Below are 15,708 nucleotides of genomic sequence, written 5' to 3'. Positions count from 1 at the left end.
ACATTGTACCAGAAAGGATTGAAGTCCTCAACTTTCATTTAAGTTTACAAAACGAATTATAAAAAGTAGGAGGTAATCAAATGAAAGACATTGGATTAATTGGATTAGCAGTAATGGGACAAAATCTCGCTCTAAATATTGCAAGAAAAGGGTATAGTGTATCTGTTTTTAACAGGACAGCTAATACTACCCAGGAATTTATTAAAAACAGAGTAAAAGTTGAAAATATAGAAGGTTATTATGATATCAAGTCTTTTGTAGAATCTTTAGCAAAACCAAGAAAAGTTATTCTCATGATAAAAGCGGGAAAACCAGTAGATGATGTGATTCAACAGCTATTACCTTATCTTGACAAAGGAGATTTAATCATTGATGGAGGAAATTCTTATTTTAAAGATACCTCCAGGAGAATTAATGAATTAAAAGAAAAAGGCATATTGTACCTTGGAATGGGAGTATCAGGAGGAGAAGCTGGAGCTTTACACGGACCATCTTTAATGCCTGGGGGGTCTTACGATGCTTATAAGATGGTAGAAGATATTCTTCTGAAGATTGCGGCTCAGACAGAAGCAGGCCCTTGCTGTACATATGTTGGCAATGATTCTGCAGGGCATTTTGTCAAAATGGTCCACAACGGTATAGAATATGCCATCATGCAGGCAATAGCTGAGGCTTACGATGTACTTCGAAAAGTGTTAAAACTTTCTCCTGAAGAGATAGGAGAGATATTTGAAAAATGGAATAATGGGGAATTAAACTCCTTTTTGATGGAGATTTCTTATAAAATAATGAAATACAAAGACAAAGAAACAGGGAAACACCTTGTTGACCTTATATTAGACGAAGCAGAACAAAAAGGCACAGGTAAGTGGACTTCCCAAACCTCATTAGATTTAGGAATCCCTACACCTTCTTTAAACCTTGCGGTAGAAGCAAGAACTTTGTCTTTCTTTAAAAAGGCAAGAGTAGAATTATCTAAAAAAGTGACAAAAACTTATACCACCACTAATGTGGACAAGGAAAAAATAATAGTTGATTTAGAGAATGCATTACTTTTTAGTGTTTTCATCTCTTTTTCTCAAGGACTGTGGCTTATATCTGAGGCTTCAAAAACTTTTAACTATGACATTGACCTTTCAGAAGTGCTGCGAATTTGGAAAGGCGGCTGCATCATAAGAGCCAAAATTTTAGATTTCTTGAGAGAAATTATTAAAGAAAATACCGAAAATGTAAATCTGTTGAACAGTGAAAAAGCACTGTCTTTCTTGATGAATAAAATTGATTCAATAAAATACATCACTAATTTATCCAAAGAATTTTATCTATCTACTTTTGTGCTTAATTCTTCATTAGATTATTTTTTGAGCATGATAGAAGAAAACCTTCCGGCAAATCTCATTCAAGCACAAAGAGATTTCTTTGGTGCTCACACCTATAAGAGAATAGATAAAGAAGGAATTTTTCACACTGAATGGGAGACACAATAATCCATAAGAAAGAATAGACAATATTGAATTAAAGGGGATTTTTTGTAATCCCTTTTTCTTTTAACAAAAATTCAAAATAAAAAATTAAAAAATCAAGAAGGATTTTTTGGATTTATGTAGAATATATATATTAAACACAAGATAATCCACAAAACAAGGAATGAGTTAGTATGGATTTTATAAAATAGTACGCAGAAAGGAAGAGACAATATGCTTTTAACCAGAGAAGGTATAAAAGACATTGACAGATGGCGCCATGCAGGTATAAAGCTTCCAAACTATGATGTAGAAAAAATAGCAGAGAAAACCAAACAAAATCCCACATGGTTACACTTTGGTGCAGGAAACATTTTTAGAGGATTTATCGCATTGTTACAGCAAGATCTTTTGCACAAAGGTCTTACAGAGACAGGAATAATTGCTGTAGAATCTTACGATTATGAGATAATTGAAAAAGTATACATTCCTTATGACAATTTAAGCCTATTGGTGATTATGCACGCTGATGGCACTCTCGAAACAGAGGTAATAGGCAGTATAAGTGACAAAATATTAGCAGATCCGTGGAGTCAAGATTGGACAAAACTCAAGAACATATTTACAAATCCCTCCTTACAGATAGCAAGCTTTACAATAACTGAAAAAGCCTACAACCTAAAAGACTTTTCAGGAGAATACATCAAAGAAGTAAAAGAAGACATACAAAAAGGGCCAGAAAAACCTAGAAACATCATTTCAAAAATTACCTCACTAGTCTATGAAAGATATTTAAAAGGGAAATATCCTATTGCACTTGTAAGTCTAGATAACTTCTCAGGAAATGGAGAAAGACTTTTCAGTTCAGTGAAAACAATCACAGAAGAATGGATAAAAAAAGGAATGGTTGAAGAAAAATTTTTAGATTATCTTACAAATCCATCAAAAGTATCTTTTCCCTTAACTATGATAGACAAAATAGTGCCAAGGCCTTCGGAAGAAGTAAAGAAAAAATTAGAAGGCTTCGGCATAGAAAAAATGGACATAATTAAAACGAGTAAAAATACTGTAATAGCACCTTTTGTTAACGCAGAAAAAATACATTACTTAGTAATAGAAGACAAATTTCCTAACGGGAGGCCTCCATTAGAAGAGGCAGGAGTAATTTTTACAGATAAAGAAACAGTAGAAAAAGTAGAGAGAATGAAAGTGACAACCTGTTTAAATCCTTTGCATACAACATTAGCGATTTTTGGTTGTTTGTTAAACTATAGCACAATAGCCGAAGAAATGGAAGACCCCTGTTTAAAAAAACTAGTTGAAAAAATAGGGTATGACGAAGGGCTTCCAGTTGTAGTTCATCCGGGTGTATTGGACCCAAAAGAATTCTTGAGAGAAGTAATAGAAATAAGATTTCCAAATCCATATATGCCGGATACACCGCAAAGAATTGCTACAGACACATCACAAAAAATGGCAATAAGATTTGGAGAGACGATAAAATCTTACGAGCAAAGAGAAGACTTAAACGTTACAGATTTAAAATACATTCCACTTGTCATAGCAGGATGGTGTAGATACTTAATGGGTGTAGATGATGAAGGAAGACCAATGACATTGAGTCCAGACCCCTTATTAGAAGATTTAAAATCCCACGTTTCAAATATAAAATTAGGAGATATAGAGTCAGTAAAAGACAATTTAAGACCTGTTCTTTCAAATAAACACATTTTTGGATTAAATCTCTATGAAGTAGGATTGGGAGAAAAAATAGAGAACTACTTTAAAGAACTAATTGCTGGCCCTGGAGCAGTAAGGAAGACACTAAGAAAATATCTAGAATGTGAGGCGGATAAGTAAGATGAAAAACTTTATGGATGAAAACTTTTTACTCACAAATGATACAGCAGTAACGCTGTATCACCAATATGCCAGAAACATGCCAATTTATGACTTTCATTGCCATTTAAGTCCAAAAGAAATATATGAAAACAAAAGATTTAAAAACATCACTGAAATATGGCTATATGGTGACCACTACAAGTGGAGACTTATGAGAGCTAATGGAATAGATGAAAAATATATTACAGGAAATGCTGATGATTACGATAAATTTATGGCATATGCCAAAACAATACCCATGGCAATAGGGAATCCAGTTTACCATTGGACTCATTTAGAATTACAAAGATATTTTGGAATATATGACCTTTTAAATGAAAAAACAGCGAAATCCATTTGGGAAAGAGCGAATGAAGTTATAAATCATGATGACTTTAACGTAAGGAACATAATAAAAAAATCAAATGTCAAAATCATAATAACAACAGATGACCCGACGGACTCATTAGAATACCATATTAAGCTAAAAGAACAAAACGAATTTGATGTAAAAGTTTTACCTGCATTTCGTCCAGATAAAGGTTTAGGAATTGAAAAAGAAGATTTTATTCCATGGCTAAAAAAATTAGAAGAAGTCACAGGAAAAGAAATAAATAATTACGATGACTTTTTACAAGCCCTTGAAAAGAGGATAGAATTTTTTCACACAGTAGGATGCAGAATCTCAGACCATGCTTTAGATTACGTATTTTATCAAAAAGCATCAAAACAAGAAGTAGAGAAAATATTCAAAAAAGCATTAATGAGACAGCATTTAACAAAAGAAGAAATAGATAGTTTCAAGACATACACCTTAATATTTTTAGGCAAAAAATATGCTGAATTAAAATGGGTGATGCAATTACACATTGGAGCAATGAGGAACAACAATACAAAAATGTATAAAATACTTGGACCAGACACAGGGTATGACTCAATAAGCGATTTTACAATTGCATATCCTCTGGCAAAACTTTTAGACGCTCTTGAAGTAGAGGATTCTTTGCCAAAAACTATTTTATACACATTAAACCCTGCAGCAAACTATGTAATAGCGACAATGATAGGAAACTTTCAAGGCGGGAAAATAGCAGGGAAAATGCAATTTGGTGCTGCATGGTGGTTTAATGACAACAAGGATGGCATGATAGAGCAGATGAAAGCACTTGCAAACACAGGTTTATTAAGCCGGTTTATTGGGATGGTGACAGACTCAAGAAGCTTTTTATCCTACACGCGGCATGAATATTTTAGACGAATTCTTTGCAATTTGCTTGGTGAATGGGTAGAAAATGGAGAAGTTCCAAATGATATAGAACTATTAGGAAAGATAGTTCAGGATATTTCATTTAATAATGCGAAGGAGTATGTGGGTACTTAAGGTTAGGGATGTGCAAAATTAATAAAATAAATACGACCAAAAACCAGAATATGTATGACATACAATATACAGTAATTAAAACTAGTAATCGAACATAAAGAAAGTGGTAAGGGAAAAGAAAAGACAAAAAGAGGAGTTAAAAAAGGGCATAAATATCCTGTAGAAGTCAAATGTTAAAAAGTGGCATGAACTAAATTCAGTGAAAATTAAGCCGATTTCATCAGAACACTAAGAGATTTAAACTCATCAAATTTACCCAATTTAATAGCTACAATAGCAACAGTAAGCAAAGTAATATGGCCAAAAGTATTAAGGTTGCTCACAGAATTAATATTTCTAACATAAGCTTTTTCAAAATCCAGAGCTTTAAATCGAGAATTATATATTTTTGATTCTACTCTTAGTCTATAGACAGCTTTAAAATATAGGGAGTCTCTATTAATAGAGGATCTATAATCAGAAGATATAACAGCATACTTAATACAGCCTCTATGCTTTTTGCCATTAAAATATTTAGGATGCTGAATAGAGCAAGTAGAATCATCTTTAAAATTGCAGAACTTGCAAACAAATTTTTGCTTAATAAAACCATCAAAATACTGCTTGCCGTCTTTGAGCATTTTAATACCTGCTTCACAAAACGATATAACCATCATCACGTCATCAGTCAGAGGGGGATTTTTAGGATTACGCCAGTTTCGAGGAATAAAACAATGACCATGGAGAATATCTCTAACATAAATTATAAAGTTTCTTAACATCATAACCCTTATCAGCAATAAATCAGTACCAGTCAGTTTAAACCAATTATTAGTATCAGCAAGTAAAGACAAAGCAACTTCAAAATCATGGACATCAGCGGGAGTAATAATTTCAGCGATAGATATAAAGAGATAGCATCAACAATAATATGATTTTTATAGCCCCAACAAAGCTTATAGCGTTTATTAGAAGAATCATTAGAAGCAGAATAAACGCCTAATTTACAATCCTTTTAGTTTTATACCAGGCCTTAAACTGATGGTGGAAAGATTCTACAAATTATTAGAGATATCATTCTTAAAGCTTTCAACTCTAATATGTTTAACACTGTCACCAAATAAAGACTTAACAGGTACTTTATAAGCACTGTAGCGATCACTCACAATAGCAGAAGGAGTTCCTAAATTTCTAACAGAATTAAGCAAAGCAAAAGCTTGCCTAGAGTCTCTATAAGGAGTGAGGTGAAAACCCAGAATAAAACGAGTTTCAGAATCTATAACAAACCAGACATAATATTTTTCACCAGCGATTTTAACTACAGTTTCATCTACATGCCATTTATCAGAATTAAAATTCAACATAGGAATAAGTTCTAGAGAAATATTGTGAAACAAAGTAGCAAACTTTCTACACCAATTACTGGTAGTAGTATGAGAGACCTCAACATTAAAAGCAGTTTTTAAAATTAAAGCAATATTTCTAAATGAATTTTTACCAAGAAAGAACATAGACAAAGCAGAGAGAATGATATGTACAGGATAGCGCATGCGTTTAAAGTTAGTTTTGCCAACGAGCTTAGACATAGAAGTAGAGGGGATAGCAGTAGGTTTTGGGACAAAAAACGAATGATTACACTTTTTATCGCAACAACGGTAATTAGAGTAATACTCATAATCATGATGAAGGAAAGAAGCTTTACCACAAACAGGGCAGCGAGGATATTTAGGAGTTTTTTTAGAAGAAGGTTTATCAGGAGCAAATTGATGGTGGCATTTACGGCAAAGATACTTTCGAGAACCATCTTTAGTTTTGCTATATTTGTAGAACAGAGAAGTATTATTGGATTTTGGACACTTTAATGGTACAATGTTTTGCATGAGGACTTCATCCTTTCTTGGAGGTATTTTGTTTTTCCTGCAAAACATTGTACCAGAAAGGATTGAAGTCCTCAGCTTTCATTTAAGTTTACAAAACGAAATAAAATTTAAGGAGGGTAAAAAATGAAAAAAATTATTGCTTTATTCATGCTAGCAGTTATTATGCTGAGCATGGCAGCATGTGGAACTCAAAAATCTTCTAATGGCTCAGGAACAGAACAAAAAGTAATGACATTAAAATTAGCGCACAATTTAAGCGAACAGCATCCAGTTCATTTAGCTTTAATGGAATTTGCTAAAAAAGTTGAAGAGAAGACTAATGGCCAAGTTAAAATTCAAGTATTCCCTAACGGACAGCTTGGCTCAGAATCAGAAGTATTGGAGCAGCTTCAGGCAGGAGCAGTAGCTCTTACAAAGGTTTCAGCAGCAGCATTAACTACATATGAGGATGGATATAACGCTTTTACTCTTCCATATGTATTTAATGACGAGAATCACTTTTATAAGTGCATGGAGTCAGATGCAGTTAAGGATCTTTATAACAAAACAAAGGATAAGGGATTTATAGGATTAACTTATTATGATTCAGGTGCAAGGTCCTTTTATACAACAAAGAAAGCAATCAATACTCCTCAGGATTTGAAGGGATTAAAAATAAGAGTTATGGGATTTAAGTCCCAGATAGATATGGTGCAGGCATTAGGCGGAACACCAGTAAGTATGAACTACGGAGATGTATATACTGCACTTCAGTCAGGAGTTATAGACGGCAGTGAAAATAATGAAACAGCTTTAACAATTGGAAAGCATGGAGAAGTTGCAAAATTTTTCAGCTATGATGAACATACAAGAATTCCAGATATATTAGTTATCAGCTCAAAGGTATGGGATAGCTTAACTGCAGATCAGCAAAAAGCGATTCAAGAAGCTGCAAAGGAATCAACTGAATTCCACAAAACATTGTGGAAGAAATCAATACAAAAAGCGATAGAGCAGGCAAAGAGTATGGGTGTTAAATTCAATGAAGTTGATAAAAAGCCATTTAAGGAAGCAGTTGCTCCAATGATTGAGAAATATTCAAGTGAAATGCCTGAAGTTAAAAAGTTATTAGATGCTTTTAAAAGCATACAATAATTAAAGCCTGAAAAAGGCCAGAAAATCTGGCATCAAATAGATTTTCTGGCCTGCTTATGAATAGAGAATTTATTATATTGGTGGTGAAGGAAATGAAAAAAGTAAAACAATTTATAGATACTCTTTTGGCTTATGTTAATTCAGTCTTATTGATAGTAATGACAGCATTGGTATTGTGGCAGGTGTTTACAAGATATGTGCTGAAAAATCCAAGCACATTTACTGAAGAACTGGTAATAATCATTTTGATTTGGACATCCTTTTTAGGAGCAGCCTATGCCTTTGGAACAAGACAGCATATGTCTTTGATATTTTTAAAGGAAAAATTACAAGGAGTAAAAAAGAAAATTCTTTACGTTTTCATAGATTCATCAGTATTAATTTTTTCTATATTTATACTTGTTATTGGAGGAAAGCAAATCACATCAGGTGTTGCCGGAATGAGAACACCTATATTAAATATGCCAAAAAGCTATATTTATTCATCGATTTTGATTTCAGGAGTTTTAATTATTCTATACCAGATTTATAACATCATTGAAGATTTAAAGATGAATAACTAGATATTTTGAAAATGAGGGGAGGAGGACTATAGATGATTACAACAACAATGATTGTCTTATTTGCAGTTTTTTTTGGCTCTTTAGTAATTGGCATTCCTATTTCAATAGCAATAGGTTTTGCTTCTATTGTAACTGCATTGGTAATTGCTCCGCCCGATGTTGCTATATTTACAATAACTCAAAAAATGGTAAATGGTATCAGCAGCTTTTCACTTCTTGCGGTTCCGTTATTTGTTCTATCAGGAAATATTATGAACAATGGAGGTATTGCAAAGAGATTAGTTAATTTTGCAAAAGTTATAGGAGGAAGAATACCAGGTGCACTTGCTCATGCAAATGTTCTTGGAAATATGCTCTTTGGAGCTTTATCTGGTTCTGCAGTTGCAGCAGCTGCTGCTATAGGAGGTACTATGGCTCCTCTTCAAAAGGAAGAGGGTTATGATCCTGCATATTCCGCAGCTGTAAATATAGCATCTTCACCTACAGGAATGCTTATTCCTCCAAGCGGTGCTCTTATCCTTTATTCACTTGTTGCAGGCGGTGTTTCTATTTCAGCTTTGTTTATGGCAGGTTATATACCGGGAATATTAATGGGAGTTGCAACTATGGTCGTTGCGTATTTTTACGCTAAGAAAAATAATTATCCCGTTGCTCCTAAAACTACATTTAAAGAAGGAGTTAAGGTGTTTTTTGATGCACTTCCAAGTTTATTACTAATCGTTATAGTTGTAGGAGGAATAGTAGGAGGTGTATTTACAGCAACTGAAGGTGCTGCAATAGCAGTTATATATCCTTTAATTCTTTCAATAATATATAAGAGCATTACATTGAAGGATATTAAGGATATTATTTTAAAAACAGCAGTAACAACAGGGGTTATCATGTTTTTAGTTGCTGCATCTTCTGCAATGTCCTGGGTAATGGCTTATACTGGAATACCTGAAGCTATAAGCAAAGCAATATTGTCTATATCAACAAATAAAATAGTTATTTTAGCAATAATAAATATAACATTATTAATAGTTGGAACTTTTATGGATTTAACTCCTGCAATACTAATATTCACTCCTATATTCTTTCCAATAGTTACAAAATTAGGAGTAGATCCGGTGCATTTTGGTATAATCTTAATATTCAATTTATGTATAGGGATAATGACACCTCCTGTTGGAAGTGTGCTGTTTGTTGGATGCAGCGTTGCAGATGTTTCCATAGAGAGAGTGTTTAAACCTCTGCTTCCTTTCTTTGCTACGCTTATTGCTGTTTTACTCCTGATTACATATATACCTTCGATAAGTTTAATTCTGCCAAAGCTACTACACTTAATATATTAATATAGCAGAAAGGAGAGTTCTTAATGATAAAAGAAAATTATCTATTTAAACTGACAAAAAATGAAGATAATGTAATAGATTTCAAGTTAGTAGAAGGAAATACTTATGTAAAGGTATTTGTGCTTGAAGAAGATATAATAAGATTTTTAATGTATGAGAAGGAACTTAAATTAGACAGAACTTGGCTTGTAGCACCAGGCATGGATGATATAGAAAAAGAAGGAAGAAACAGATTGGATATTTCCCCCTTCTCTAAACCTGAGTACATTTTGCATTACGATGATCTTACATGTACGATAGAAACTTCTAAAATAAAGTTAGTTATTAACCTTAATGGTATGAAGACAACATGGTATGCAAAGCTTAATGGCAGTGAAGTTAAGTTTGCGAGCGATAGAAAGACACAAGCCTATAATATAGAAGGATCGTTAGGTAAAGGGGTATTTCATTATTTAGAGAGGAGTATTAATGAACAATATTATGGGTTAGGAGAAAAAGCAGGAATAGCGGAAAGACACGGAAGAAGCTTTAAGATGATGAACGTTGATGCTATGGGATACGATGCTGAAACTACTGATCCACTATATAAGCATGTACCCTTCTATATAACAAGGAACAAGGAGACAGGAATATCCTTTGGAATTTTTTATGATAATTTATCAACGTCTATATTTGATATGGGAAAAGAATTGGACAATTATCACGGATATTACAGATATTACTATGCAGAGGATGGAGATTTAGATTATTACATTATACTTGGACCAAAAATAAAAGATGTTACACAAAAATTTTCCTATTTAACAGGAAGGACTATATTTCCTCCAAAATGGAGTATAGGGTATTCAGGCTCTTCAATGCATTATACAGATGCACCAAATGCACAGGAAAGGCTTCAGAAATTCATAGAGTTGTGTAAAAAATACGATATACCCAGTGATTCATTCCACCTATCTTCTGGATATACTTCGATTGGTAAAAAAAGATATGTATTCAACTGGAACAGAGATAAGTTTCCTTCTCCTGAAGATATTGTAAATTACTACCATGAAAATGGAGTAAAGCTCTGTGCAAACATAAAACCTGTATTATTAATTGATCATCCAATGTATAAAGAGCTTGAAGAGAATAAAATGTTTGTTCGTGATAAAACTGGAGAGAAAACAGAGATAGTTCAATTTTGGGATGATTTAGGAGCATATGTGGATTTTACAAATCCTAAGGCCTATGATTGGTGGAAAAAACAGGTTACTGAAAAATTGTTAAAATATGGAATAGACTCAACATGGAACGACAACAATGAATATGAAATCTGGGATAATGATGCAAAAGCTTATGGATTTGGCAAAGAAATAAGCATAGGGCAGATAAGACCATTGATGTCACTGCTCATGATGAAGGCCTCTTATGAAGCTCAAAAAGAATATAACCCTCATATAAGGCCTTACCTTATTTCAAGATCTGGATGCCCTGGAATGCAAAGATATGTTCAGACATGGTCAGGGGATAATAGGACATGCTATAAAACCATAAAGTTTAATATAAAAATGGGTATTGGGCTTAGCCTTAGCGGTATTTATAATTTTGGCCATGATGTTGGAGGCTTCGCAGGTCCTGCACCTGAGCCTGAAATGTTTGTAAGATGGGTTCAAAATGGTATATTTTACCCAAGATTTACAATACATTCCTGGAATGACGATGGCACTGCAACTGAGCCGTGGATGTATCCTGAGGTTCTTCCTTATATAAGACAAGCTATTAAATTCAGGGTTAAAATAACTCCATATATATATAATCTACTTTACAGGGCCCATGAATATTATGAACCTATAATAAGACCAACCTTTTATAATTTTGAAAATGATCCTAAAACCTTTGAAGACTGTGATGATTTTATGCTGGGAGATGATATGCTAATTGCATCTGTAGTTGAAAAAGGACAGTATGAAAGAGAAGTATATCTTCCAAAGCATAATGACGGTTGGTATGATTATCACACTGGCTTGTGGTATGAGGGAGGTCAAAAGGTAAAAGTTCCTGCCCCATTGGATTATTCGCCTTTATTAATAAGAGGAGGAGCAATAATACCAATTAATGATGCAGATATTACTTTTGAAACTAAGTCAAGGGATGAGAGGGGCTTTATGATATTCCCTCATAAACATAATGGAAGAACTGAATTTAAACTTTATGAAGATGATGGATATACAAATGACTATAAAAAGGGTATATTTACATTTGTAAATGTTAATATGGATTGCGATGATGAAAAAATAAATATAAAAATTTTTGCTGAAGGAAAGTATAAACTACCCTATGACGTAGTAAGAATATATCTCCCAAAATCCGAGGCAAGACAAATTATAATTAACGGAAAAACATTTGATAAAAACAATGAAAATATTTATGAAACTTATATAGGTTGAAACAATTAAAAAATGATTTAAAAGTGCAGAGAAGTTATTCTCTGCACTTTTAAAATATGTTTTTCAAATCAATTTTTAAGTCATTGAATATCACCGATTTTAATACCTCATCTTTTGAAAAATTAATTGGTTCGCCGTATACGCCATCTTGTAGAGTGAATATTTGGATTTCTTGGTTTTTTGGTGATACTATCCAATATTCTTTTATTCCAAACCTCATGTATAAATCCATTTTTATTATGTAATCTTTTGATGCTGTGGAAGGAGATAGTATCTCCACTACAAGTTCAGGTATTCCAATATAGTTATTTTCAGTGAGTCCTCTTTCATCACAAATAACAGTTATATCTGGCTGTACTTTGTGCTTTTCTTGGTCATTTTGTAGTATAACATCTAAAGGGGCAACAAAATGTTTGCACTTTTTATCTCTAAAATATATTCCAAATTCTGTCGATAAGTTCGTTAAAATTCTTTGGTGTGCCACTGAAGGTGCGGATAACAAATATATTTCGCCGTTTATGAATTCGAGCATTTCATCAGTTTTAGAGTCTATTTCTTCGAATTCTTCATAAGTAATTTTTTTGTTTTTAGGTATTATATTTTCCATTATATCATCCCCATTTACTTGTTCTAAATATATTTTAGCACATTTTTCAATATTAACAATTATTCATTACCTTTATAAAAATATCTAAAAAACTTTTTGTAAACTAGAAGGAATTTTTAAATATGTGTCGAATATAAAATAGAAAGAGGTTAATTAAAATAATAAACAAACTCTATTAATTGATTTTTATTGCACATAAAGGTTATGTTTTAATAAATCTGTTATTTTAGCAAAGCGATTGTATTCTCTGAATTTCTTTTTTATTGAAGACTTAATTAAAAAATATAACAAAGTCAGTGGAGGATATATTATGGATTCCAGGGAGGTAGCATTACACATTGAGCGGCTTATAAAGTTTGCACTTAAAAAAGGCTTGATAGAGGAATTAGATGTTATTCCAAGCCGCAATGCACTTATGGATTTATTTAAAATAGAAAAACCTTATGAAGGTGAGGTTCCGGAAGAAGAGCTTAATAGTCCTTCTGATATTTTGAACAAATTATTGGACTATGCAGCACAGATAGGAATTATTTGTGATAATACTATTACTTACAGAGATTTAATGGATGCTAGAATCATGGGGCTTTTGATGCCACGGCAATCGGAAGTTGTAAAAAAGTTTAATACTATTGCCTCGGAAGAGGGAATTGAAAAGGCCACAGAGTATTTTTACAAATTATCTCAAGCCTCTAATTACATTAGGATGAATAGAATTGCTAAAAATTTGTATTGGAGAGTTCAAACGCAATACGGTTCTCTTGAAATTACTATAAATCTTTCAAAGCCAGAAAAAGACCCAAAAGAGATTGAGGCAGCAAAAAAAGTTCAGCAATCTGGTTATCCAAAATGTCTTTTATGCCTTGAAAATGTGGGATTTGCAGGAAACTTAAATCACCCGGCAAGGCAAAACCACAGAGTAATTCCGGTAAAAGTGGCAGGAGAGCAGTGGTACTTTCAGTATTCACCGTATGTATATTACAATGAACACAGCATTTTATTTTACGAAAAACATGTGCCTATGAAAATATCAGAAAAAACTTTTGTGAGGCTTTTGGACTTTGTTGAGCAATTTCCTCATTATTTTATGGGGTCGAATGCGGATTTGCCAATTGTGGGAGGTTCCATTCTATCCCATGAGCATTTTCAAGGTGGAAGGCATGTTTTTCCGATGGAAGAGGCTCCAATAGAGAGTTTTTTTGTGCATAATGAGTATAATAATGTCAAGGTTGGCGTATTAAAATGGCCTATGTCTGTTATACGCATTGCAGGAAAGCAAAAAAGTAGGCTTATAGATATTTCTTCACATATATTAAATAAATGGAAAAATTACAATGATTTAGAGGTTGAGATTGTATCTCACAGCGAAAAGAATGGAGAACTTATCCCTCACAACACGATTACACCTATTGCGAGGATTAATAAAAATGGTGAATTTGAAATAGACCTAGTCTTGCGAAATAACAGGACGACAGACAAATATCCCTATGGAATTTTTCACCCCCATGAAGAGCTTCATCACATAAAAAAGGAAAATATTGGACTTATAGAAGTCATGGGGTTAGCAGTTTTGCCAGGCAGGTTAAAATTTGAGCTGGATGAGATAATGAAATTTTTAACAGGCGAACAAAAATTTGATCCAACTTTGTATGACAAAAACCATCCTTTATATAAGCACATTCCATGGGTGGAAGAATTGCTTTTAAAATATGGGAATAAATGCAACAAAGAGGAGGCAGAAAGCTATATACAGCAAGAAGTTGGAAACAAATTTTTGCAAGTTCTTTTTGATGCAGGAGTGTTTAAAAGAGATGAAAAAGGGAAAGAAGCATTTGAAAGATTTATGAAAGAAGCAGGCTTTGAAAAAATAGATAAGAAAGGAGATTTAAAATGAAAACTGCTGTAATTGAAGCACTTGAAAAATTCTATGGTAGAAATGAAGTTGAAATAAGGGTTTTCTACGCTCCAGGGCGAGTGAATCTTATTGGAGAGCATACAGATTACAATGGAGGCTATGTATTTCCTTGTGCACTTGACTTTGGAACATATGCTGCGATTAGAAAAAGAAATGACAAAAAAGTCTTCATGGCTTCTTTAAATTTCGATTTAAAGGTGGAAGTAGACCTTGATGCACTCAATTTTGATAAAAGCCATGATTGGGCAAATTACCCTGAGGGAGTTTTAAAAGTATTACAGGATGAGGGATATACTTTTTCTGGATTTGAAATTGTGTTTGAAGGCAATATCCCAAATGGCGCTGGACTTTCTTCATCTGCTTCAATAGAGCTGGTTACTGCTGTTGCAGTGAATGAAGTTTTCAACTTAAATATTGACCGGATAGAATTAGTTAAAATGTGTCAAAAAGCAGAAAATACTTTTGTTGGGGTAAATTGTGGCATAATGGACCAGTTTGCTGTTGGAATGGGTAAAAAAGACCATGCAATTTTATTAAAAAGCGATACATTAGAGTATTCATACGTGCCTTTGAAATTAGAAGGTTATAAAATTTTGATAACAAATACAAATAAAAGAAGAGGGCTCTTGGATTCAAAATACAATGAAAGAAGAAGTGAATGTGAAAAAGCCCTTTCATACCTTCAGAGGGCTTTACCAATACACAATCTTTCGGAGGTTTCAATTGAACAGTTTGAAGAATATAAACATTTAATACCGGAGGAAGTGCTTGTAAAAAGGGCAAGACATGTTATAACAGAAAATCAAAGAGTATTGGAGGCTGTAAAAGCACTTAATGATAAAGACTTAATCAAATTTGGGAAATTAATGGTTGAGTCTCATAATTCTTTAAAAAATGATTACGAAGTTACAGGGAAAGAACTGGACACATTGGTAGAAGAAGCGTTAAAATTAAAAGGGGTAATAGGTTCTCGTATGACTGGAGCAGGCTTTGGAGGATGCACTGTAAGCATTGTGAAAGAAGAAGAAGTGCCAGATTTTATAGAAGTGGTTTCTAAAAATTACAAACAAAAAATTGGATATGAGCCTACAACCTACATAACCGGAGTAGGTGAAGGAGCAAGAGAAATTGATATATCAAAGGAGTGA

10 protein-coding genes and 2 pseudogenes are annotated in these 15,708 nt (G+C 33.2%); 9 read left to right on the top strand and 3 right to left on the bottom strand.

All coding sequences use genetic code 11. The features are described from left to right. Positions 1–80: 80 nt before the first annotated feature. From gndA to uxaC, 3 genes are all read left to right on the top strand, one after another. Positions 81–1,487, top strand: coding sequence for an NADP-dependent phosphogluconate dehydrogenase (gndA, locus tag I4N53_RS00860; protein WP_028991998.1), 1,407 nt, complete (start codon positions 81–83; stop codon positions 1,485–1,487). 210 nt (positions 1,488–1,697) lie between these two features. After that, complete coding sequence (locus tag I4N53_RS00855; protein WP_214495348.1) at positions 1,698–3,323, top strand: mannitol dehydrogenase family protein; 1,626 nt, start codon at positions 1,698–1,700, stop codon at positions 3,321–3,323. A 1-nt stretch (position 3,324) separates the two neighbouring features. After that, positions 3,325–4,725, top strand: a complete 1,401-nt coding sequence (gene uxaC, locus I4N53_RS00850) for a glucuronate isomerase (RefSeq protein ID WP_214495347.1) — start codon at positions 3,325–3,327, stop codon at positions 4,723–4,725. 206 nt (positions 4,726–4,931) lie between these two features. Here the strand turns inward: uxaC and I4N53_RS00845 are convergent. Beyond that, a pseudogene (locus tag I4N53_RS00845) lies at positions 4,932–5,719 on the bottom strand (transposase); the annotation flags it as partial. Then, positions 5,716–6,584 (bottom strand): annotated as a pseudogene (locus I4N53_RS00840) (IS6 family transposase); the annotation flags it as partial. The pseudogenes I4N53_RS00840 and I4N53_RS00845, both read right to left, overlap by 4 nt. A 123-nt stretch (positions 6,585–6,707) precedes the next feature. Between I4N53_RS00840 and I4N53_RS00835 the strand changes: the two are divergent. The 4 genes from I4N53_RS00835 (at position 6,708) to I4N53_RS00820 (ending at position 12,041) form a co-directional block, all read left to right on the top strand. Further along, complete coding sequence (locus I4N53_RS00835) at positions 6,708–7,718, top strand: TRAP transporter substrate-binding protein (protein ID WP_013150651.1); 1,011 nt, start codon at positions 6,708–6,710, stop codon at positions 7,716–7,718. Between the two features lie 92 nt (positions 7,719–7,810). Beyond that, complete coding sequence (locus tag I4N53_RS00830) at positions 7,811–8,281, top strand: TRAP transporter small permease (RefSeq protein ID WP_013150650.1); 471 nt, start codon at positions 7,811–7,813, stop codon at positions 8,279–8,281. Between the two features lie 32 nt (positions 8,282–8,313). Further along, the gene (locus I4N53_RS00825) at positions 8,314–9,615 is read left to right on the top strand and encodes a TRAP transporter large permease (protein WP_013150649.1); all 1,302 of its coding nucleotides are present in this window, start codon (positions 8,314–8,316) and stop codon (positions 9,613–9,615) included. A gap of 23 nt (positions 9,616–9,638) precedes the next feature. Further along, positions 9,639–12,041 (top strand): glycoside hydrolase family 31 protein, encoded by a 2,403-nt coding sequence (locus I4N53_RS00820; RefSeq protein WP_214495346.1) that lies wholly within the window; start codon positions 9,639–9,641, stop codon positions 12,039–12,041. A gap of 49 nt (positions 12,042–12,090) precedes the next feature. Here the strand turns inward: I4N53_RS00820 and I4N53_RS00815 are convergent, their stop codons facing one another. After that, positions 12,091–12,648, bottom strand: a complete 558-nt coding sequence (locus tag I4N53_RS00815) for a Uma2 family endonuclease (protein ID WP_013150647.1) — start codon at positions 12,646–12,648, stop codon at positions 12,091–12,093. Positions 12,649–12,958: 310 nt separating this feature from the next. On the opposite strand from I4N53_RS00815, the gene I4N53_RS00810 reads away from it, so the two are divergent. Together I4N53_RS00810 and I4N53_RS00805 are read left to right on the top strand one after the other, a co-directional pair. Continuing rightward, positions 12,959–14,539 carry a UDP-glucose--hexose-1-phosphate uridylyltransferase gene (locus I4N53_RS00810; protein ID WP_214495345.1) on the top strand — a complete coding sequence of 527 codons (1,581 nt, stop codon included), beginning with the start codon at positions 12,959–12,961 and terminating at the stop codon, positions 14,537–14,539. Then, on the top strand, positions 14,536–15,708 hold the full coding sequence (locus I4N53_RS00805; protein WP_214495344.1) for a galactokinase: 1,173 nt from the start codon (positions 14,536–14,538) through the stop codon (positions 15,706–15,708). Before I4N53_RS00810 ends, I4N53_RS00805 begins: the two co-directional genes overlap by 4 nt.

The sequence above is a fragment of the Thermoanaerobacter sp. CM-CNRG TB177 genome, assembly GCF_018588165.1.
GTDB classification, from domain to species: Bacteria; Bacillota; Thermoanaerobacteria; order Thermoanaerobacterales; family Thermoanaerobacteraceae; genus Thermoanaerobacter; species Thermoanaerobacter thermocopriae.
The sequence above is the reverse complement of the archived record's forward strand: the minus strand, read 5'-3'. Positions and strand labels throughout refer to the sequence as shown.

What these genes read in the sequence shown, in the direction of transcription:
- I4N53_RS00835 (WP_013150651.1), top strand. Translation starts at nt 6,708, where the DNA reads ATGAAAAAAATTATTGCTTTATTCATGCTAGCAGTTATTATGCTGAGC.
- gndA (WP_028991998.1), top strand. Translation starts at nt 81, where the DNA reads ATGAAAGACATTGGATTAATTGGATTAGCAGTAATGGGACAAAATCTC.
- uxaC (WP_214495347.1), top strand. Translation starts at nt 3,325, where the DNA reads ATGAAAAACTTTATGGATGAAAACTTTTTACTCACAAATGATACAGCA.
- I4N53_RS00855 (WP_214495348.1), top strand. Translation starts at nt 1,698, where the DNA reads ATGCTTTTAACCAGAGAAGGTATAAAAGACATTGACAGATGGCGCCAT.
- I4N53_RS00830 (WP_013150650.1), top strand. Translation starts at nt 7,811, where the DNA reads ATGAAAAAAGTAAAACAATTTATAGATACTCTTTTGGCTTATGTTAAT.
- I4N53_RS00805 (WP_214495344.1), top strand. Translation starts at nt 14,536, where the DNA reads ATGAAAACTGCTGTAATTGAAGCACTTGAAAAATTCTATGGTAGAAAT.
- I4N53_RS00820 (WP_214495346.1), top strand. Translation starts at nt 9,639, where the DNA reads ATGATAAAAGAAAATTATCTATTTAAACTGACAAAAAATGAAGATAAT.
- I4N53_RS00825 (WP_013150649.1), top strand. Translation starts at nt 8,314, where the DNA reads ATGATTACAACAACAATGATTGTCTTATTTGCAGTTTTTTTTGGCTCT.
- I4N53_RS00810 (WP_214495345.1), top strand. Translation starts at nt 12,959, where the DNA reads ATGGATTCCAGGGAGGTAGCATTACACATTGAGCGGCTTATAAAGTTT.
- I4N53_RS00815 (WP_013150647.1), bottom strand. Translation starts at nt 12,648, where the DNA reads ATGGAAAATATAATACCTAAAAACAAAAAAATTACTTATGAAGAATTC.